Below are 19,238 nucleotides of genomic sequence, written 5' to 3'. Positions count from 1 at the left end.
CTAGCGCTTATCTAGCAAGCGCAGACAGCTATCAAAAGGAAAGCATTCAAGAGCGGTAATCCGCGTTGATGGTCACGTAGTCGTGGCTCAGGTCGCAGGTCCACACCGTGTCCACCGCCGCACCGCGGCCCAGCACCACGCGCACGGTGATCTCGCTTTGCTTCATCACGCGCTGGCCGTCTTCCTCGCGGTAGGCCGGATTGCGCCCGCCCTGCACGGCCACATGCACGTCGTCCAGAAACAGGTCGATCTTGGTCTGGTCCAGGTCCGCAATGCCTGCGTAGCCCACGGCCGCCAGGATGCGGCCCAGGTTCGGGTCGCTGGCAAAGAAGGCCGTCTTGACCAGCGGCGAATGCGCGATGGCATAGGCCACCTGCCGGCACTCTTCGCCTGTCTGGCCGCCCTCTACGCGCACCGTGATGAACTTGGTCGCACCCTCTCCATCGCGCACGATGGCCTGTGCCAGCTTTTGCGCCACTTCCAGCAATGCGGTCTTGAGCACACGGCCCTCGGCGCTGTCGAGCGAGGTGATGGGCGCGTGCCGCGCCTTGTGCGTGGCCATCAGCACGAACGAGTCGTTGGTGCTGGTGTCGCCGTCGATGGTCACGCGGTTGAAGGACTGGTCCGCCAGCTCGCGCACGAGCGGGCGTAGCAACTCGGGCGCGATGCAGGCATCCGTGGCCAGGAAGCCCAACATGGTCGCCATGTTGGGGCGGATCATGCCCGCGCCCTTGGAGATGCCGGTAATGGTCACTGTTGCACCGCCCAACTGCACCTGCGTGCTGAACGCCTTGGGCAGCGTGTCGGTGGTCATGATGCCTTCGGCCGCGCGCGCCCAGTGGCCGGGCTGTGCATCGGCCAGCGCGGCGGGCAGCGCGGCTGCAATGCGCTCGTGCGGCAGCGGCTCCATGATGACGCCGGTGGAAAACGGCAGCACCTGGCTCGCCGCCAGACCCAGGTGGCCGGCTAGTGCCTCGCAGGTGGCGCGCGCACGCGCGAGGCCGTCCGCGCCCGTACCGGCGTTGGCGTTGCCCGTGTTCACCACCATGGCGCGAATCGCCTGGCCGCCGTCCAGGTGCTCACGGCACACCTGTACCGGCGCGGCGCAGAAACGGTTCTGCGTGAACACGCCCGCGACGGTGGTGCCTTCGTCCAGCAGGAACACGGTCAGGTCTTTGCGCTGCGCCTTGCGCACACCGGCTTCGGTCACGCCGATGCGCACACCGGCCACGGGGTGCAAATCCGATGCAAGAGGAGCGGAGAGATTCACGGGCATGCGTCGTATTCCTTCAGAAAGAGACGTCGGGGAAACAGGAGAAAAGGCACTGCCAAAGTGCGAACACGGGCCGCAGCCCGTGTTCTTCATTGTGCCGGCATCACGCCAGTTTGCCGTGGCACTGCTTGTACTTTTTACCGCTGCCGCAGGGGCAGGGGTCGTTGCGGCCCACGCGCACGCCGGCGGCGGCAGGCTGCGCGGCGGTGGCGGCATCGGCCACCGTCTCCACTTCGCCGGTCTCGGTGGGCGAGCTGTAGGTAACGTTGCTGATGCCCTCACCCCGGTCTTCCATGGCCTGCGTGGCCTCGTCCAGTTGGGCGCTGGATTGCACCTGCACGGTCATCATGAGGCGCGTGACTTCGTTCTTGACCTGGTCGATCAGCTGGCGGAAGAGCTCGAACGCCTCGCGCTTGTATTCCTGCTTGGGCTGCTTCTGCGCATAGCCGCGCAGGTGGATGCCCTGGCGCAAATAATCCAGCGCGGAGAGGTGATCGCGCCAGTTGGTGTCGAAGCTCTGCAGCAGCACCATGCGCTCGAACTGCGTGAAGTTCTCCGCGCCCACCTGCCCCACCTTGGCCTGGAAGGCCTCTCGGGCGGCCTGCTGCACCTTCTCCAGAATCTCTTCGTCGGTGATGGCGTCCGAGCCTTCCACCTCTTTCTGCAGCGCCAACGACACTTGCCAGTCGCTGGCCAGCGCCTTTTCCAGGCCTGCGAGGTCCCACTGTTCTTCTACGGACTCGGCAGGCACGTACTGGCGCACCACGTCGGCCAGGCAATCGTCGCGCATGGCGTCGATCAACACGCCGAGGTCGGGGGCGTCCAGGATCTCGTTGCGCTGCTGGTAGATCACCTTGCGCTGGTCGTTGGCGACGTCGTCGTACTCCAGCAGCTGTTTACGGATGTCGAAGTTGCGCGCCTCAACCTTGCGCTGCGCCGACTCGATGCTGCGCGTGACGATGCCCGCCTCGATCGCTTCGCCGTCGGGCATCTTCAACCGGTCCATGATGGCCTTGACGCGGTCGCCCGCGAAGATGCGCATCAATTGGTCATCCAGGCTCAGATAAAAGCGCGAAGAGCCCGGGTCGCCCTGACGGCCTGAGCGGCCGCGCAGCTGGTTGTCGATACGGCGGGACTCATGGCGCTCGGTCGCGATGATACGCAGGCCGCCGAGTGCCGTCACCTTCTCGTGGTCGAGCTTCCACTGCGCGCGCAGTTCCTGCACACGCGCGGCTCGCTCGGCTTCTGACAGCGACTCATCGGCCTCCAGCGCGGCGATCGCCTTTTCCACGTTGCCGCCCAGAACGATGTCGGTACCGCGGCCCGCCATATTGGTGGCGATGGTGATCATGCCGGGGCGTCCCGCCTGAGCCACGATATCGGCCTCGCGCGCGTGCTGCTTGGCGTTGAGTACCTGGTGCGGCAGGCCTGCCTTGTTCAGCAACTCGTCGATGATTTCCGAGTTCTCGATGGAAGTGGTGCCCACCAGCACCGGCTGGCCACGCTCGTGGCATTCGCGGATGTCGGCAATAGCCGCCTCGTACTTCTCGCGCGTCGTCTTGTACACGCGGTCGAGCTGGTCGTCGCGCTTGCTGGGCCGGTTGGGCGGGATCACCACGGTTTCCAGGCCGTAGATTTCCTGGAACTCATAGGCCTCGGTATCGGCCGTACCGGTCATGCCCGAGAGCTTGTTATAGAGACGGAAGTAGTTCTGGAAGGTGATGGAGGCCAGCGTCTGGTTCTCGGCCTGGATGTTCACGCCTTCCTTGGCTTCGACGGCCTGGTGCAGGCCTTCGCTCCAGCGGCGGCCGGCCATCAGGCGGCCCGTGAACTCGTCCACGATCACGATCTCGCCGTTCTGCACGACGTAGTGCTGGTCGCGGTGGTAGAGATGGTTGGCGCGCAGCGCCGCGTACAAGTGATGCACCAGCGTGATGTTGGCCGGATCGTAGAGCGACGCCCCTTCCGGAATCAGCCCCTGGCTGGCCAGGATGCGCTCTGCATTCTCGTGGCCCTGCTCCGTCAGGAACACCTGGTGCGTCTTTTCGTCGAGGGTGAAATCCCCCGGTTTGGTCACGCCCTCGCCCGTACGCGGGTCGGCCTCACCTTCCTGGCGCACCAGCAGGGGCACCACCTTGTTCATGGCCACATACAGCGCCGTGTGGTCCTCTGCCTGGCCGCTGATGATCAGGGGGGTACGCGCCTCATCGATCAGGATGGAGTCCACCTCATCGACGATGGCGTAGTTCAGGCCACGCTGCACACGCTCGCGCGCGTCGTACACCATGTTGTCGCGCAGGTAGTCAAACCCGTACTCGTTGTTCGTTCCGTAGGTGATGTCCGCCTGGTAGGCGGCCTGCTTTTCTTCGCGGGGCATTTGAGGCAGGTTGATACCCACTGTGAGGCCCAGGAAGTTGTACAGCCGCCCCATCCATTGGGCGTCACGGCCCGCAAGATAGTCGTTCACTGTCACCACGTGCACGCCCTGGCCCGACAGGGCGTTCAGGTAAACGGGCAGCGTGGCCGTCAGCGTCTTGCCCTCGCCCGTGCGCATCTCGGCGATCTTGCCGTAATGCAACGCCATGCCACCCACCAGCTGCACGTCGAAGTGGCGCATTTTCATGATGCGCTTGGAACCCTCGCGCACCACGGCAAAGGCTTCGGGTAGCAGAGCGTCCAACGATTCGCCCTGTGCAATGCGATCCTTGAATTCCTGCGTCTTGCCCCGCAGCGCCTCGTCACTCAGCTTCTCATAGTCGGGCTCCATCGCATTGATGCGAGCAACCGTCTTGCGATACTGCTTGAGCAGGCGGTCATTGCGACTGCCGAATATTTTGGTGAGGAAGTTGGTGGCCATGCGAACACGACCGCACTACACGCCAACGAGCGGCAGAGCGACCGGAATCCCTGTGATGATGTGAATCCAGATGGAGACCCCCGTCCACCATTGCAAGTACCTGCAATCCGAGGTGGCGGGCCTGATCGAAAGATTCTACCTGTGCGCCAGGTGCCCCATGGCAGCGCGCCCCGTGAGGGCGTGTGGCATCGGTGCGGGCTCTCCCGCGAAGAGGAATTTCTGAGGATCCTGCGGCACGCCTTGCACCCACACTTCGAAATGCAAATGCGGCCCCGTGGAGCGGCCCGTACTCCCCACTTCCGCGATTTTCTGTCCCCGGCGCACGATGTCTCCCGCCTTCACCAGGGTTTTGGAGGCGTGGGCGTAGCGGGTGACGAGTTGGCTCCCGTGGTCTATCTCCACCATGTTGCCATAGGCGGGGTGGTACTCCTGGGCGATCACCACGCCGCCGGCCGCGGCCACGATGGGCGTGCCGGTTCCGGCCGAGAAGTCCAGCCCGGTATGCAACGCGGACTGGCCGGTAAAAGGATCAATGCGCCAGCCGAACGGCGAACCAACAGCCGTGTCGCGCACGGGAACCTGGGTCGGGATCAAGTGCTTGCGGATGTGCTGGTCAAAGAGGCGTGACTCTGCCACCGTCATCAAATCCGTCCGCCGGCCGGTGATGGCGACCAGGTCGTCCAAGGCCGCATTCAGTTCGTCGAGCCCCAGCGAGCGCCCAGCCACCAGCATGCCTCCACGGCCCGGCAGGCTCTGCACCTCGGAAGCAGGCAGCCCGGCCAGGCCTCGTACACGCTCACCCAGCGATTCCAGTTGGAGCACACGGGCTTGCATGTCTCCCAGCTTGCGCGCCATCGCATCGATGTTGGCGCGCATGAACCGCTCGCGCTGGGCTTGCTCATCCTGCACAGCCAGTCGTGCCATGGAGCCCACTACGGGCCAGCCCTCGCGCACGCCATGCATCAGCACCCAGTGGTATGCCATCACGGTCAGGAACAGCAGTGCCATGAAAATCCCAGCTAGAGCGCAGATCAGCTGCACACCGCTGAGGTGTATGGCGCGGCTTCGCGCGAGCCACGCATCCGTAATAATCACCTGCACGTTTTTCCCTCGTCGCTGGTTGGACCAGTCTCTGTATGAATCGTCGTCACCACGCCATCTCACTCCAGCAAGCCACGCAGGAGTCGCCGACGTTAGCGAAGCTGACCGCGCTCACCCAGGAGTCCAGTGCCCGGCTGAAAGCCATCGAGGGCTTGATACCCCCGCTGCTGCGCCCCGCCATTCAGGCAGGGCCGATTGAAGGCGCTTGTTGGTGCCTGCTGGTCCGCAGCAATGCCGCCGCCGCAAAAGTCCGGCAATTGCTGCCCGCATTCGAGGCACATCTGCGCAGTCGGGGATGGGAGGTTAACTCCATACGCCTGAAAGTTCAAACCTGAGCACTCAGGCGAAAGACGCCAGCTGCGCCGCAGGCATAGCGTCGCAAAAGAAAAGGCCGCACGCAAAAGAAAAGCCGCATGTCCCTGCGAACATGCGGCCTGTGCAATGGTGCCGATTGTCGGATTCGAACTGACGACCTACCGCTTACAAGGCGGGTGCTCTACCAACTGAGCTAAATCGGCGAATTTCAGATTCTAGCGTTCAAAACGCACGGCTCAAATTGATTCACCTTGAAAGATGCCTCATTTGATGCGCTTGAGCGAAGGACGCCCTGCGCCTCCTGTGGGCGGAGGCGGTCGCGGCGCCTCCTCGTGCGCATCGCTCACAGAGCCGTCCACCGATTGCAACTGAACAGGTCCACGCTCGGAAACCGTGGAGGCCGGGACACCCGGTCCAGCGTCCAAGTCCTCGGATGACACTACAGCAGCGGCCGGCGGCACGGACACTTCTTCTTCCAACGGGAAGGCCATACCCTGTCCGTTTTCACGGGCGTAGATGGCGACGACCCGGCGCACCGGGACCATGATGTCGTGCGGCCTGCCGCCGAAGCGTGCCTTGAACTCGATGAAATCGTTGCCCAGTTGCAGTCCGCTCGTCGCGTCGTAGCTTGCGTTCAGGACAATCTCGCCGTTGTTGACGTACTCACGCGGTACCTGAACGGATTCGTTCACACGCACCACCAGATAGGGCGTGAAGCCGTTGTCCGTGCACCACTCATACAGAGCACGAATGAGATAGGGGCGCGTGGAGGGAAATTCCTGGGGCTTCATCGTACGCAAGCAAAAGAAAAAGGCGCAGCAGCTTACTTGCGCATGACTTTCTCGGAAGGCGTCAGCGCCTCGATATATGCCGGGCGGGAGAAAATGCGCTCGGCATATTTGAGCAATGGTGCAGCGTTCTTGCTCAACTCAATGCCGTAATAGTCCAGGCGCCACAACAAGGGTGCAATGGCCACATCAAGCATGGAAAAACCCTCGCCCAACATGTATTTGTTCTTCAAGAACACCGGAGCGAGCTGCGTCAGCCGGTCGCGGATGTGCGTGCGCGCCTTCTCCAATGCCTTTTCATTTCCCTTCGTGGCGCGCGACTCCAGCGCGTTCACGTGAACGAACAATTCCTTCTCGAAGTTCAGCAGGAACAGGCGCACGCGCGCGCGGTCCACCGGATCACCCGGCATCAGTTGCGGGTGGGGGAAGCGCTCATCAATGTACTCGTTGATGATGTTGGACTCGTACAGGATCAAGTCGCGCTCGACCAGGATGGGAACCTGGCCATAGGGATTCATCACGCTGATGTCTTCGGGCTTGTTGTACAGGTCCACATCGCGGATCTCGAAATCCATGCCTTTTTCGAAGAGGACGAAACGGCAGCGATGGGAAAAGGGGCAGGTCGTACCCGAATAAAGCACCATCATGGTGAGCAGCTCCTAAAAATCAAAAGAGTGGGTGCCAGGGCACCCACTCTGTACATGCTCGGCAGCGCAGAAATGCGCGGCAAAGAACCTAGCGTTTACTTAACGTCTTTCCAGAAGGCGGCGTTGAGCCTCCATGCGATGAGCGTGAACACGCCAAGGAAGATCAACACCCATACGCCAATGCGAACACGTGTATTTTGCGCTGGCTCGCCCATCCACTGCAGATAATTCACGAGATCACCTACAGCTTGGTCGTATTGCAACGGCGTCATGCTGCCTGCAGTAACCTGCTCCCAGCCCTTGAGCACATGCTCGGTCTTGCCGTGGCTTTCACGCTCTTCGAAGATCGGGCGGCGCTCGCCTTGCAGTTGCCACAAGGCATGGGGCATGCCCACATTGGGGAACGCCAGATTATTCCAGCCCGTGGCCTTGGTGTCGTCCCGATAGAAGGTGCGCAGGAAGGTGTAGAGATAGTCGGCGCCCGTTCCGCCAGCGCCTGCACGCGAACGTGCAATCACCGTGAGATCGGGCGGGTTGGCACCGAACCATACCTTGGCCTGCTTGGGATCGATGGCGGACTTCATGGTCTCGCCCACCTTATCGGTCGTGAACAGCAGGTTGTCCTTGATCTGCTGGTCCGTGAGACCGATGTCCTTCAAGCGATTGAAACGCATGAAGGCAGCCGAGTGGCAGTTGAGGCAATAGTTGACGAAGAGCTTAGCACCGTTCTGCAAGGACGCCGTGTCGCTGGTGTTGACAGGCGCCTTGTCCCAGGCCATGCCACCACCGGCGGCATGCGCCCCAGCCACTAGACCCAGAGCTGCAACCAACGTGAGGATGAGTTTTTTCATTGTTGTCGTCTCCAGCTCAGTGCGCAGCAAAAGTCACACGATCCGGCACGGGCTTGGGTGTACCCAAGCGGCTCCACCAGGGCATGAGCAGGAAGAAACCAAAGTAGAACAGCGTACCCACTTGCGAAACCCGCTCGCCGATGGGCGATGGCGGTTGCACGCCCAGGTAGGCCAGGATGACGAACACAACCACGAATACTGCGTACAGGTACTTGTGCCAGGTCGGGCGATAGCGGATCGAGCGTGCAGGGCTCTGGTCCAGCCAGGGCAGGAAGAACAGGATGATCACGGCACCACCCATCACCACCACGCCCCAAAACTTGGCATCAATAGCCAGCATGAGGGCGATGGCCACGGCGGCTGCCAGCGCTACGCCACCCTTGATGAGCGCAGGCAAACGGGCCTTGAATACACCGAAGCCCGCACCCAGCACCACACATGCGATCAACACGTACATCATCTCGGTGGTGATGGCGCGCAGCATGGAATAGAAGGGCGTGAAGTACCACACCGGGGCGATGTGGGCAGGCGTCTGCAGCGGATCGGCCGGGATGAAGTTGTTGTACTCCAGGAAGTAGCCACCCAGTTCGGGAGCGAAGAACACCACCGCTGAGAAGATGAACAGGAACACGCACACGCCCAAGATGTCGTGCACCGTGTAGTAAGGGTGGAAAGGTACGCCGTCCAGCGGGTGGCCATGCTCATCCACGGGCTTGCCGGGGCCCTTGATTTCGATGCCATCAGGGTTGTTAGAGCCCACGTCATGCAGCGCCAGCAAGTGCGCCACCACCAGGCCCAGCAGCACCAGCGGCACGGCGATCACGTGGAAGCTGAAGAAGCGGTTCAGCGTCGCATCGCCCACCACATAGTCGCCACGGATCAGCAGCGCCAGATCGGGGCCGATGAAGGGAATGGCGGAGAACAGGTTCACGATCACCTGTGCGCCCCAGTAGGACATCTGGCCCCAGGGCAGCAGATAGCCCATGAACGCCTCGGCCATCAGCGCCAGGAAGATGGCGCAGCCGAAGATCCACACCAGTTCGCGTGGCTTGCGGTAGGAGCCGTACAGCAGGCCGCGGAACATATGCAGGTACACGACCACGAAGAAGGCCGACGCACCGGTCGAGTGCATGTAGCGGATCAGCCAGCCCCACGGCACATCGCGCATGATGTACTCGACAGACTCGAACGCTTTGGCAGCGTCGGGCTTGTAGTGCATCACGAGGAAGATGCCGGTGACGATCTGGATCACCAGTACCAGCAGCGCCAGCGAGCCGAAGATGTACCAGAAGTTGAAGTTCTTCGGAGCGTAGTACTCCGACATGTGCACCTTGTAGGCATCGAAAGCCGTGGGGAAACGGTTTTCCAGCCAGTTGGTGACCTTCGCGCCCGCGGACGCGTTGGGCGAGACTTCCTTGAATTCGCGATAAGCAGCCATTTGTCAGTGCCTCCCTCAGGCCTTCTTGTCTTCACCGATCAGGAGCTTGGTCTCCGACAGGTACATGTGCGGCGGCACTTCGAGATTGTCAGGCGCAGGCTTGTTCTTGAACACACGGCCCGCCATGTCGAATGTGGAGCCATGGCAAGGGCACAGGAAACCGCCCTTCCAGTCGTCAGGCAGGGAAGGCTGCGGGCCCGACGCGAACTTCTCCGTGGGAGAGCAGCCAAGGTGGGAGCAGATACCCACGGCCACGAGCACCTCGGGTTTGATGGAGCGCCATTCGTTGCGCGCATATTCCGGCGTGAGCTCCGCAGGGTTGCGCGCCGATTTGGGATCGGCAAGCTGCGCATCCAGCTTGGGCAGCTCGGCAAGCTGCTCGGGCGTGCGCTTGACAATCCAAACAGGCTTTCCACGCCATTCCACGGTGATTTTTTCGCCGGGCTTGAGACCCGAGATATCCACCTCGACGGCAGCACCTGCTGCCTTGGCCTTTTCAGACGGTTGGAAAGTGCTCACAAAAGGAACGGCAGTCGCCACGCCGCCCACCGCACCAGCGCAGCCGGACGCAATCAGCCACGTCCGCTTGCTGGAGTCGATCGGAGTTTCACTCATGGGGATCCTCGGTATGCTTCGCTAAGGGGTCAACCGCAAATTGTAGCGGAGTGAAAATGGTTATTCCAACGCTGCTGCTGGACTTAAGCTAGGCAATAGTTCAGTGTTTTCATCTATATCAAAGGAGAAACGAAATGGGCATTGCCAAAGAGTTTCGGGAGTTTGCCGTTAAGGGCAACGTCATTGACCTCGCGGTCGGCGTGATCATCGGTGGTGCCTTCGGCAAGATCGTCGACTCCGTCGTCAGCGACCTCATCATGCCGGTCGTGGGCTTGGTGTTCGGCAAGCTGGACTTCTCCAACCTGTTCATCGTGCTGGGCAGCGTGCCGGAGGGCACGCCCTATACGCTGGAGGCGATTCGCAAAGCGGGCGTGCCGGTACTGGCTTACGGCAATTTCATCACCGTCGCGGTCAATTTCGTGATCCTCGCGTTCATCATCTTCGTGATGGTCAAACAGATCAACCGGCTCAAGCGTGAGACACCCGTCGAGCCGCCCGCCCCGCCCGCCACTCCCGAGGACATCCAGCTGCTGCGCGAGATCCGCGACAGCCTCAAGCGCTGACAGCACGCAGAGGGCGCGTAAAAAGGCCCACCGCCCTTCCCGGGGCGGCGGGCCTTTGCATTTCAGGGAGACGTTCAGGGCCGCGCCAACTGCCGCGCCATGCGCACGGCTTCGATCAGGCTCTCCGCATCCGCCGTCCCCTGCCCCGCGATGTCGAAGGCCGTGCCGTGGTCGGGGCTGGTGCGCACAAGCGGCAACCCGAGCGTGACGTTCACCCCCTTGTCCACGCCCAAATACTTCACCGGGATCAGGCCCTGGTCGTGGTACATGGCCAGCACCACGTCAAACTCGCCGGCGCGCTGCGGCGTGGAGCGGGCGCGCATGAAAATGGTGTCGGGTGCAAACGGGCCGTGGGCATCGATCCCCTCACTGCGCGCCTGCGTCACGGCCGGCGCGATGATTTCGATCTCCTCGCGACCGAACAAGCCCCCCTCGCCCGCATGCGGATTGAGCCCCGCCACGCCAATGCGCGGAGCGCGCCCCAGGCTGCGCGAGAGCGCGGCATGGGTGATCCGCAGCGTCTGCAGCACGCTGTCCTGCGTCACCGCGGCGATGGCATCGCGCAGCGCGACGTGGATGCTGACGAGCACGGTGCGCAGCTCGTCATTCGCGAGCATCATGCGCACGGGCATCTGCTGCAAGGACACGCCCGCATGGACCGCCGCCTCGGCTTGCAGCAGTTCCGTGTGACCGGGATGGTGCACGCCCGCGGCCGCGAGCGCCTCCTTGTGCAAAGGCGCCGTCACCAGCGCCGCAACCTCACCACGCAATGCAGCACGCGCAGCCCACACCACGCACGCCGCCGCGGCACGCCCGGCTTCGGCGCTCACCCGCCCCCAGGGCGCAGGAGCCACGCCCTCCAATTCCGGCAGTTGCCATACGGGCAGGCAGCGCGGCGGAATGTCGGCCAGGTCGACCGGCGCACGGTGCGCATCCAGCCGCGCCACGGGCAAACTGGGCTGGCCCGGCCGCATGATGCAGGACGCCGCGCGGCGCATGGTCGGCAGGTCTCCCACCACGAAGCAGCCGCGCATCACCTGTGGCGCATCGCGAAACGCCTTGGCCACGATTTCCGGACCGATGCCTGCGGGATCCCCCTGGGTGATGGCAAGCGCGGGAAGTGCATTCATGAATAAGCCTATAGATCAAATAGGGCCCTAGCGCTCTACCATAAAGCGCAAGCAGCTATATTTTTAATAGCAAAAACTCAAGCAGGATTGTCGATATCGATGAAACGGTGCTCCAACCCCAACCGCTGCGCGACATGGGCCGCGAGCGCCGGCGCACCGTAGCGTTCAGTGGCATGGTGGCCGGCTGCGATGAAGGCCACGCCCGTCTCGCGCGCGAGGTGGGTCTGCTGTTCGGAGATCTCGCCGGTGATGAAGGCATCCGCCCCCGCGGCGATGGCGGACTCGAAGAACCCTTGCGCGCCGCCCGTGCACCAGGCCACGCGGCGGATGGGGCGCACCTGCTCCGGCGCCACCACCGTGGCCGCACGGCCCAGCGCCGCTTGCACGTGCGCGGCCAGCGCACCCACATCTGCGAAGTCCGCCGGCGCGGCAAAGCCCAGGTCCTGCTCGCCAAAACGCTGGTCGGGCTCCCAGCCCAGCACGCGCCCCAGTTGTGCGTTGTTGCCCCACTGCGCATGCGCGTCCAGTGGCAAGTGGTAGGCAAACAGATTGATGTCGTGTGCCAGCAGGCGCTGCAGGCGCTGCTTCATCCAACCGGTCACGCGGCTGTCCATGCCCCGCCAGAACAAGCCGTGGTGCACGAAGATGGCGTCGGCCCGCGCGGCAATGGCGGCATCGATCAGCGCGCGGCTGGCCGTGACTCCGCTGACGATGCGCGCGATCTCGCGCCTGCCTTCCACCTGCAGCCCATTGGGCCCGTAATCCTTGAAGCGTTCGGGCTGCAGTTCGGCATCAAAGGCCGCCAGCAGCGCGTCCCGGTCGGTATGCGAAGGATGAGACATGCGGCAATTGTCCGCGATGTGCCCCTGCGCTGACCCACATCAAACGTGTTTACCCATGCTTCACACTGCTTAAAAAATCCCGCGCAAACGCGCTCCTAGACTGCCTGGCAAACCACTATGACAACCAACAGGGAACTGGGATGAAACGCATCACGTGGGCCTTCTGGGCCTTCTTGCTCGGCCTCACCGCGCTGTGGCTGATGGCCGACACGCTATGGCCCGCGCAGCCGGGCTACTTCGCGCTGCGCACCGTCTGGGTGCAATACAGCGGTGTGCTGGTGATGGGCGCGATGTCGCTCGCCATGCTGCTGGCCGTGCGCCCCGTGTGGCTGGAGCGGCATTTGGACGGGCTGGACAAGATGTACCGTCTGCACAAGTGGCTGGGCATCGCCGCGCTGGCGATCGGCACGGTGCACTGGCTCTGGGCCAAGGGCACCAAATGGGCCGTGGGATGGGGTTGGCTTACCCGACCGCCGCGCGGGCCGCGCCCGCCTGCCGAGAACCTGGGCCTTGCCGAGGCCACGCTGCGCGATTGGCGCGGCCTCGCCGAAGGCGTGGGCGAGTGGGCGTTCTACGCAGCGGTACTGCTCATCGTGCTGGCGCTGGTCAAGCGCTTTCCGTACCGGCTGTTCGCCAAGACGCACCAGTTGCTGGCCGTGGCTTACCTGGCGCTGGTCTTCCACACCGTGGTGCTGGTGCAGTGGAGCTACTGGTCGCAGCCGATCGGCTGGCTGCTGGCCCTGCTGGTGGCCGCTGGCACGGTATCAGCCGTGCTGGTACTGACCCACCGCGTGGGCGGGCGCCGCACCGTTCAGGGTCGCATCGTTTCATTGCAGCCTTATCCCGCGCTGCGCGTGCTGGAAACGCGCATCCGTCTCGACGGCCTCTGGCCGGGGCACCGCGCGGGGCAATTCGCCTTCGTCACCTCCGACCCCAAGGAAGGCGCGCACCCCTACACCATCGCATCGGCGTGGATGCCACAAGACCCGTGCGTCACTTTCATCACCAAGGCCCTCGGCGACCACACCAGCCGCCTGCCCGACCGCCTGCGCGTGGGCGCCCACGTGACGGTGGAGGGGCCGTACGGCTGCTTCACATTCGACGACGCGCGTCCACGCCAGATCTGGATCGGCGCCGGCATCGGCATTACGCCGTTCATCGCACGCATGAAACAACTCGCGCACGGGGGCTCCCACTCCACCAGGCCCATCGACCTGTTCCACACCACCGCCGACCACGACCCGGTGGCGCTGGACAAGCTGCGTGTCGATGCGCAGGCCGCCGGCGTGCGCCTGCACCTGTTCGTGGATGCACAGGACGGGCGCCTGGACGGCGAGCGTCTGCGAGCGCTGGTGCCCGAATGGCGAAACGCCAGCGTCTGGTTCTGCGGCCCGATACCGTTCGCCTCTGCCCTGCGGGCAGACCTGGCCGCGCACGGCCTGCCCACGCAGGCCTTCCACCAGGAACTGTTCCAGATGCGCTGATGCGACGCGAGGCAGGCCCCTCGCAACGCCAGGCCCGCAACTACATCCGTGGTGATTCGCTCCGCGCCGTCCCACGCCCCGAAACCGGGGCACACGCCTACAATTTGCGCTCGCCTTCCAATCGCATCACGCCCCATGAAACGCCTCTGGCTCCTGCTCTCCCAATCCGTCACCGTGCTGCTGGCTGCGTACTTCGTGGTGGCCACCCTGCAGCCCGACTGGCTGCAGCGCGGCGCCACACGCAGCGGCGCTGGCATTTCGCTCATCGAGGCGCCCTCCTCCACGTCCGCCCAGCCCGCGGCGGGCAGCTTCAGTGGGGCGGCGCGCAAGGCGGCGCCAGCGGTGGTCAGCATCAACACCAGCAAAGCCGTGCGCCACCCGCGCAGCAACGACCCGTGGTTCCAGTTCTTCTTTGGCGACCAAGGCACCCAGGCGCAAACCGGCCTGGGCAGCGGCGTGATCATCAGCCCCGACGGCTACATCCTCACCAACAACCACGTGGTGGAGGGCGCCGACGAGATCGAGGTGACGCTCACCGACAGCCGGCGCGCGCGCGCCACCATCATCGGGACCGACCCTGAAACCGACCTGGCCGTGCTGAAGGTGGATCTCGACAAGCTGCCCGTCATCGTGCTGGGCGATTCCGACCAGCTCGCCGTGGGCGATCAGGTGCTGGCCATCGGCAATCCCTTTGGCGTGGGCCAGACGGTCACCAGCGGCATCGTGTCGGCACTGGGTCGCAGCCAACTGGGCATCAACACTTTCGAGAACTTCATTCAGACCGACGCGGCCATCAATCCCGGCAACTCCGGCGGCGCGCTGGTGGACGTGAATGGCAACCTGATGGGCATCAACACCGCCATCTACTCCCGCTCAGGCGGCAGCATGGGCATCGGCTTCGCCATTCCCGTGTCGACGGCCAAGCTGGTGCTGGACGGTATCGTGCGCGACGGGCAGGTCACGCGCGGCTGGATCGGCGTGGAGCCCAACGAACTGTCTCCGGAACTGGCGCAGACCTTTGGCGTCAAGGCCACGGAGGGCGTGATCATCACCGGCGTGCTGCAGGGCGGTCCCGCGGCAGTGGCGGGGGTGCGGCCGGGCGACGTGATCCTGAGCGTGGAGGACAAAGCCACCAACAACGTGTCGCAACTGCTCACGGCGGTGGCGTCCCTCAAGCCCGGCTCCGCGGCCAGCTTTGCGCTGCAGCGCGGCGACGCGCGGCTGGAGGTATCGGTCGTGCCGGGCACGCGGCCCCGCGTGCAGCAGCGCCGCTGAACGGTATTACTATCAAAAAAATAGCCTCCCGCGCTTGTCTGTAAAGCGCGGGAAGCTATTTTTGTTCCACTCCTGAACGGTGCACCACCGGGCGCCGGCGGCCCCCCCGCAGCGCCGCGGTGGCTCAGCGCACGCTCACGGCCCGGATTCCTGCGGATCCTCGGGTGCCTTGGTATGGCGGATGAACAGCTGCGCCGCCCAGATCCCCAACTCGTAGAGCAGGCACATGGGAATCGCCAGCGCCAGTTGCGACACCACGTCCGGCGGCGTGACGATGGCGGCGATCACGAACGCGACCACGATGAAGTAGCCGCGGAAGCTCTTGAGCTTTTCCACGCTCACGACGTTCAGGCGCGCCAGCACCACCACGGCGATCGGCACCTCAAAGGCCAGGCCGAAGGCGAGGAACATGGTCATCACGAAGCCCAGGTAGGCCTCGATGTCCGGCGCGGCGGTGATGCTCTTGGGTGCAAAACCCTGGATGAAGCTGAACACCTGCCCAAACACGAAGAAGTAGCAGAACGCCACGCCGATGAAGAACAGCACCGTGCTGGAAACCACCAGCGGCAGCACCAGGCGCTTCTCGTGCGAATACAGCCCCGGCGCCACGAAGGCCCACACCTGCCACAGCACGAAGGGCAGCGCCACAAGGAATGCCGACATCAGCAGGATCTTGAGCGGCACCATGAAGGGCGAGATCACCGAGGTGGCGATCATGGTCGCCCCCTGCGGCAAATGGGCCACCAAAGGCGCGGCCAGGAAGTCGTACAGCTGGCCGGGACCGGGATAGAAGAACAGGGCGGCCGCGACGACCCCCACCGCGATCATGGCCTTCACGAGGCGGTCGCGCAGCTCCATCAGGTGCTGCACGAAAGGCTGCTCGGTACCGGCGAGCTCGTCTTCTTTGTTCGGTGTTTCGGACATGGTGGGGGTGAGGCGGGATCATGGCCCGCGCGGACTGCGCGGGGCGCAGCCCATCAGGGGATCAATGGAATTTCTGGGGGCGGAACCGTGCCACGCGCGCCGCGCCTGACTGCACCCGCGTGCGCACGCCCGCGCGCGCCTTGTACCACTGGGGCATGGCACCGCGCTTGAGGCGCCAGTTCTTGGCTGGGTGCTTGTACGCCGGGACCACAGTGGACAGGCCTTGGTCCACCCCGTAGGTGCTGCCGGTCGCAGAGGCGTCGCCCAGGCTGTGCTCCATGTCCTTCTGGAAATCGCTGGCGCTGGTGTGGATGGTCTGCTCCACGTCGCGCGCCGCGTTCTCCACGGTGTCTTTCATCTTGCGCAGCTCGTCCAGCTCCATGGAGCGGTTGACCTCCGCCTTGACGTCGGCCACATAACGCTGCGCCTTGCCCAGCAAGGTGCCCACCGTGCGCGCGACGCGTGGCAGCTTCTCGGGGCCGATGACGATGAGGGCCACGGCGCCAATCAGCGCCATCTTGGACAGGCCAATGTCGATCATGAGGAACGCTCAGGCAGGAAAGGCGTGGGCGTTCAGCTCTTGTGCTTGGCTTCGACGTCGATCGTGGTCTTGTCGGCAGCCGTGCTGTTGTTGGTCACCTGGCCCGCGGGCGCGCTGGTGGTGGCCGAGTCATCGGTGCTGGCGCCATCCTTCATGCCGTCCTTGAAACCCTTGACCGCACCGCCCAGGTCGGAGCCGATGTTCTTGAGCTTCTTGGTGCCGAACACCATCACGACGATCAGCAGCACGATGAGCCAGTGCCAAATGGAAAACGAACCCATGAAAATCTCCTAACGAATACGGCCCATTCTAGACGGCGGATATGTCGGGCCCCTCATATCCCTAGCAACTTCACGGCAGCTGCAGGCGTGCCAACTTACCCCTTGAGCCAGGGACGGGGACCGCCGATCACGTGCATGTGCAGGTGGTGGATCTCCTGACCGCCCTCGGAACCGGTATTTACCACGATGCGGAATCCTCCATCCGGGTAGGGGTTGCAGCCCTGCTCCTGCGCCAGCTTGGGCGCCAGCGTCATCATGTGCCCCAGCAGGTCCGCGTGCTCGGGCGTGACCGCCGCCATGGAATGCAGATGGACCTTGGGCACCACGAGAAAATGCACCGGCGCCCAGGGGTGGATGTCGTGGAAGGCAAACACCCGCTCGTCCTCGTACACCTTCTTCGAGGGGATCTGGCCGGCGATGATCTTGCAGAAGAGGCAGTTCGGGTCGTGCTGCATGGCGGAGGGCGAAAAGGCGGTCAACAGGCAGTGGAAAGGTTACGCATTGTCGGCGATGTTGACCGTGGTGCGCACGCCCACGTCCGCCCGGTGGGCCTGCAGCCAGTCCTGGCCGGCCGCCCTGCCCAGGTCGAACAAGCGGCGCACGAAGGCCAGGTCCGCCCGCAGCTTGCTGGCGGCTCCGAACGGCTCGAGCACCGCGCCACCATCGATGCGGTGCATGCGCACGCTCTTGTAGCGGCGCGCGTCCAGCTTGCCTTCGGCCAGCAGCCGACGCACGAACTCGATGGCGCGCAGCTCGGACAGCAGGGCGGCGTTGAACGTGACCTCGTTCATGCGCTCCATGATCTCGCTGGCACTGTCGGGCACGCCTTGGTGCTCGATGGGGTTGATCTGCACCAGCAGCACATCGGCGCAGTCGGTCTTGTAGATCAGCGGGTGCAGCGCGGGATTGCCGGAATAGCCACCGTCCCAGTAATGCTCGCCGTCAATCTCCACCGCCTTGAACAGCAGCGGCAGGCAGGCCGAGGCCATGACGGCATCGGCGCTGAGCCGCTTGCCGGTGAAAATCTCCCCGCGCCCCGTGCGCACATTGGTCGCGCAGACGAACACCTGCGGCACAGTGCTGGACTGCGGCGCACGCGCAGAAGCCAGGGCCTCGAAGTCCACCTCGCGCTCCAGCACCCTCCGCAGGGGGTTGATGTCCAGCGGATTGGTCTGGTAGGGCGACAGCCAGTGGGACATCATGCCCAGCAGCGGCCCGGCACCGGGTAAGGGGATGCCCCAGGTCAGGCTGCCGAGTGTGCCCACGCCTTCCCACAGCCGCGCCAGCGTGGCGCGCGCCAGTTCGCAGCCGGCGCGGTGCGCCTCCAGCGGGTCTTTGTGTTCCCGCGCGGCCTGGGCGAATCCGTGGGCCAGCGCAACGGCATTCATGGCACCGGCGCTGGTGCCGCTCACGCCGTCGATGAGGAACTGGCCGTCTTCGAGCAACGCATCCAGCACGCCCCAGGTCAGCGCGCCATGCGAGCCGCCGCCCTGCAGCGCGAGGTTGAGCCGCCGCGGCGCGCCCTGCTCAGGCATCGATGGCCTGCCCCTTGTTCATGGCCACCATGCCGCGCACGATGCGGTAGAGGAACCAGATGGAGATCAGGCCCCAGGCGATCCAACCCGGGAAAAAGAAAACCAGCCACAGCGGCGCAGTGACCGCGTACAGCACGCCGGCCCAGATCACGGTGCGCACGCGCCAGGAGAAATGGCTGGCCTGCCAGGTACCCGCGGCATCGCTTTTCTTCACCAGGTCGATCACCAGCGCGACGATGAGCAGCGCGGCGCTAGGCTGCGCGCCCGGCAGTACCGCGGCCACGGCCACGATCAGGTGCAGGATGTAGCTGACCCATCCGACCGTCTTGAGGGATTCGGCCCGCTCGCTGGGCTCCACGTCGACGATATCGTTGTTCATCACGCACCTCCTTCTTCGCTGCTGCGGGCTGCGGCCTTGCGCAGGGCCTTTTCCTCGATGCCGCTGATGCCCTCGCGGCGCTCCAGCTCGGCAATCACGTCGGCGGGGGCAAGCCCGTAGTGCGCCAGCGCGATCATCGAGTGGAACCACAGGTCGGCCACCTCGTACACCAGCTTCGCCTTGTCGGCGCCATGGTCCAAGTCCTTGGCCGCCATGACCACCTCGGTCGCCTCCTCGCCCACCTTCTTGAGGAAGGCGTCAGGCCCCTTGTGCAGCAGCCGCGCGACGTAGCTCTTGTCAGGGTCGCCGCCGTTGGCGGGCTTGCGGCTTTCGATGACGCCGGCCAGCCGCGCAAGCGCGTCCTGCGACAGGGGGGCATGGGTATCGGTGCGGGTCATG

General features: G+C 64.2%; 21 protein-coding genes and 1 tRNA gene. 4 read left to right on the top strand and 18 right to left on the bottom strand.

Going from position 1 to position 19,238, the window contains the following annotated elements:
* Positions 1 to 46: 46 nt before the first annotated feature.
* The 3 genes from argJ to QY917_RS00415 form a co-directional block, all read right to left on the bottom strand.
* The gene (argJ, locus tag QY917_RS00425; protein WP_123675053.1) at positions 47 to 1,276 is read right to left on the bottom strand and encodes a bifunctional glutamate N-acetyltransferase/amino-acid acetyltransferase ArgJ; all 1,230 of its coding nucleotides are present in this window, start codon (positions 1,274 to 1,276) and stop codon (positions 47 to 49) included.
* Positions 1,277 to 1,376: 100 nt separating this feature from the next.
* Positions 1,377 to 4,130, bottom strand: a complete 2,754-nt coding sequence (gene secA, locus QY917_RS00420; RefSeq protein WP_123675052.1) for a preprotein translocase subunit SecA — start codon at positions 4,128 to 4,130, stop codon at positions 1,377 to 1,379.
* 135 nt (positions 4,131 to 4,265) lie between these two features.
* Positions 4,266 to 5,231 carry a M23 family metallopeptidase gene (locus QY917_RS00415; RefSeq protein ID WP_123675051.1) on the bottom strand — a complete coding sequence of 322 codons (966 nt, stop codon included), beginning with the start codon at positions 5,229 to 5,231 and terminating at the stop codon, positions 4,266 to 4,268.
* 35 nt (positions 5,232 to 5,266) lie between these two features.
* Here QY917_RS00415 and QY917_RS00410 point away from each other — a divergent pair, with 35 nt between their 5' ends.
* Positions 5,267 to 5,566, top strand: coding sequence for a hypothetical protein (locus QY917_RS00410; RefSeq protein WP_012655741.1), 300 nt, complete (start codon positions 5,267 to 5,269; stop codon positions 5,564 to 5,566).
* Between the two features lie 107 nt (positions 5,567 to 5,673).
* Here the strand turns inward: QY917_RS00410 and QY917_RS00405 are convergent.
* From QY917_RS00405 to petA, 6 genes are all read right to left on the bottom strand, one after another.
* Positions 5,674 to 5,749: transfer RNA gene (locus QY917_RS00405), tRNA-Thr, on the bottom strand.
* Positions 5,750 to 5,809: 60 nt separating this feature from the next.
* Positions 5,810 to 6,337: a ClpXP protease specificity-enhancing factor gene (locus QY917_RS00400; protein ID WP_123675050.1), complete on the bottom strand. Its 528-nt coding sequence runs from the start codon at positions 6,335 to 6,337 to the stop codon at positions 5,810 to 5,812.
* 32 nt (positions 6,338 to 6,369) lie between these two features.
* Positions 6,370 to 6,981, bottom strand: a complete 612-nt coding sequence (locus tag QY917_RS00395) for a glutathione S-transferase N-terminal domain-containing protein (protein ID WP_011804241.1) — start codon at positions 6,979 to 6,981, stop codon at positions 6,370 to 6,372.
* A gap of 95 nt (positions 6,982 to 7,076) precedes the next feature.
* Complete coding sequence (locus QY917_RS00390) at positions 7,077 to 7,832, bottom strand: cytochrome c1 (protein WP_011804240.1); 756 nt, start codon at positions 7,830 to 7,832, stop codon at positions 7,077 to 7,079.
* Positions 7,833 to 7,848: 16 nt separating this feature from the next.
* Positions 7,849 to 9,270, bottom strand: a complete 1,422-nt coding sequence (locus QY917_RS00385) for a cytochrome bc complex cytochrome b subunit (RefSeq protein WP_088887543.1) — start codon at positions 9,268 to 9,270, stop codon at positions 7,849 to 7,851.
* A 15-nt stretch (positions 9,271 to 9,285) separates the two neighbouring features.
* Positions 9,286 to 9,885, bottom strand: coding sequence for a ubiquinol-cytochrome c reductase iron-sulfur subunit (gene petA / locus QY917_RS00380; RefSeq protein WP_012655737.1), 600 nt, complete (start codon positions 9,883 to 9,885; stop codon positions 9,286 to 9,288).
* A 134-nt stretch (positions 9,886 to 10,019) separates the two neighbouring features.
* On the opposite strand from petA, the gene mscL reads away from it, so the two are divergent.
* Positions 10,020 to 10,448, top strand: coding sequence for a large conductance mechanosensitive channel protein MscL (mscL, locus tag QY917_RS00375; RefSeq protein ID WP_011804237.1), 429 nt, complete (start codon positions 10,020 to 10,022; stop codon positions 10,446 to 10,448).
* 74 nt (positions 10,449 to 10,522) lie between these two features.
* Here the strand turns inward: mscL and pdxA are convergent, their stop codons facing one another.
* Positions 10,523 to 11,578, bottom strand: a complete 1,056-nt coding sequence (gene pdxA / locus QY917_RS00370; protein WP_123675049.1) for a 4-hydroxythreonine-4-phosphate dehydrogenase PdxA — start codon at positions 11,576 to 11,578, stop codon at positions 10,523 to 10,525.
* Between the two features lie 77 nt (positions 11,579 to 11,655).
* Complete coding sequence (locus QY917_RS00365; protein WP_123675048.1) at positions 11,656 to 12,420, bottom strand: Nif3-like dinuclear metal center hexameric protein; 765 nt, start codon at positions 12,418 to 12,420, stop codon at positions 11,656 to 11,658.
* A gap of 140 nt (positions 12,421 to 12,560) precedes the next feature.
* Between QY917_RS00365 and QY917_RS00360 the strand changes: the two genes are divergently transcribed.
* Both QY917_RS00360 and QY917_RS00355 read left to right on the top strand, forming a co-directional pair.
* A complete protein-coding gene (locus QY917_RS00360; protein WP_123675047.1) occupies positions 12,561 to 13,904 on the top strand; it encodes a ferric reductase-like transmembrane domain-containing protein in 1,344 nt (447 codons plus the stop codon).
* Positions 13,905 to 14,039: 135 nt separating this feature from the next.
* Positions 14,040 to 15,179, top strand: coding sequence for a trypsin-like peptidase domain-containing protein (locus QY917_RS00355; RefSeq protein WP_011804233.1), 1,140 nt, complete (start codon positions 14,040 to 14,042; stop codon positions 15,177 to 15,179).
* Between the two features lie 135 nt (positions 15,180 to 15,314).
* Here the strand turns inward: QY917_RS00355 and tatC are convergent, their stop codons facing one another.
* The 7 genes from tatC to QY917_RS00320 all read right to left on the bottom strand — a co-directional run bounded on the left by tatC (position 15,315) and on the right by QY917_RS00320 (position 19,237).
* A complete protein-coding gene (tatC, locus tag QY917_RS00350) occupies positions 15,315 to 16,103 on the bottom strand; it encodes a twin-arginine translocase subunit TatC (protein ID WP_123675046.1) in 789 nt (262 codons plus the stop codon).
* 61 nt (positions 16,104 to 16,164) lie between these two features.
* The gene (gene tatB / locus QY917_RS00345; RefSeq protein WP_011804231.1) at positions 16,165 to 16,644 is read right to left on the bottom strand and encodes a Sec-independent protein translocase protein TatB; all 480 of its coding nucleotides are present in this window, start codon (positions 16,642 to 16,644) and stop codon (positions 16,165 to 16,167) included.
* 32 nt (positions 16,645 to 16,676) lie between these two features.
* The gene (gene tatA / locus QY917_RS00340; RefSeq protein ID WP_011804230.1) at positions 16,677 to 16,925 is read right to left on the bottom strand and encodes a Sec-independent protein translocase subunit TatA; all 249 of its coding nucleotides are present in this window, start codon (positions 16,923 to 16,925) and stop codon (positions 16,677 to 16,679) included.
* Between the two features lie 95 nt (positions 16,926 to 17,020).
* Positions 17,021 to 17,380, bottom strand: a complete 360-nt coding sequence (locus tag QY917_RS00335) for a histidine triad nucleotide-binding protein (protein ID WP_012655729.1) — start codon at positions 17,378 to 17,380, stop codon at positions 17,021 to 17,023.
* A gap of 39 nt (positions 17,381 to 17,419) precedes the next feature.
* Complete coding sequence (locus tag QY917_RS00330; RefSeq protein ID WP_123675045.1) at positions 17,420 to 18,460, bottom strand: patatin-like phospholipase family protein; 1,041 nt, start codon at positions 18,458 to 18,460, stop codon at positions 17,420 to 17,422.
* Complete coding sequence (locus QY917_RS00325; protein ID WP_012655727.1) at positions 18,453 to 18,839, bottom strand: membrane protein; 387 nt, start codon at positions 18,837 to 18,839, stop codon at positions 18,453 to 18,455. Before QY917_RS00325 ends, QY917_RS00330 begins: the two co-directional genes overlap by 8 nt.
* Complete coding sequence (locus tag QY917_RS00320; RefSeq protein WP_011804226.1) at positions 18,839 to 19,237, bottom strand: phosphoribosyl-ATP diphosphatase; 399 nt, start codon at positions 19,235 to 19,237, stop codon at positions 18,839 to 18,841. Before QY917_RS00320 ends, QY917_RS00325 begins: the two co-directional genes overlap by 1 nt.
* Between the last annotated feature and the right edge of the window lies 1 nt (position 19,238).

Source organism: Diaphorobacter sp. C33, assembly GCF_030503915.1.
Taxonomy (GTDB): Bacteria; Pseudomonadota; Gammaproteobacteria; order Burkholderiales; family Burkholderiaceae_C; genus Diaphorobacter; species Diaphorobacter nitroreducens.
The sequence above is the reverse complement of the archived record's forward strand: the minus strand, read 5'-3'. Positions and strand labels throughout refer to the sequence as shown.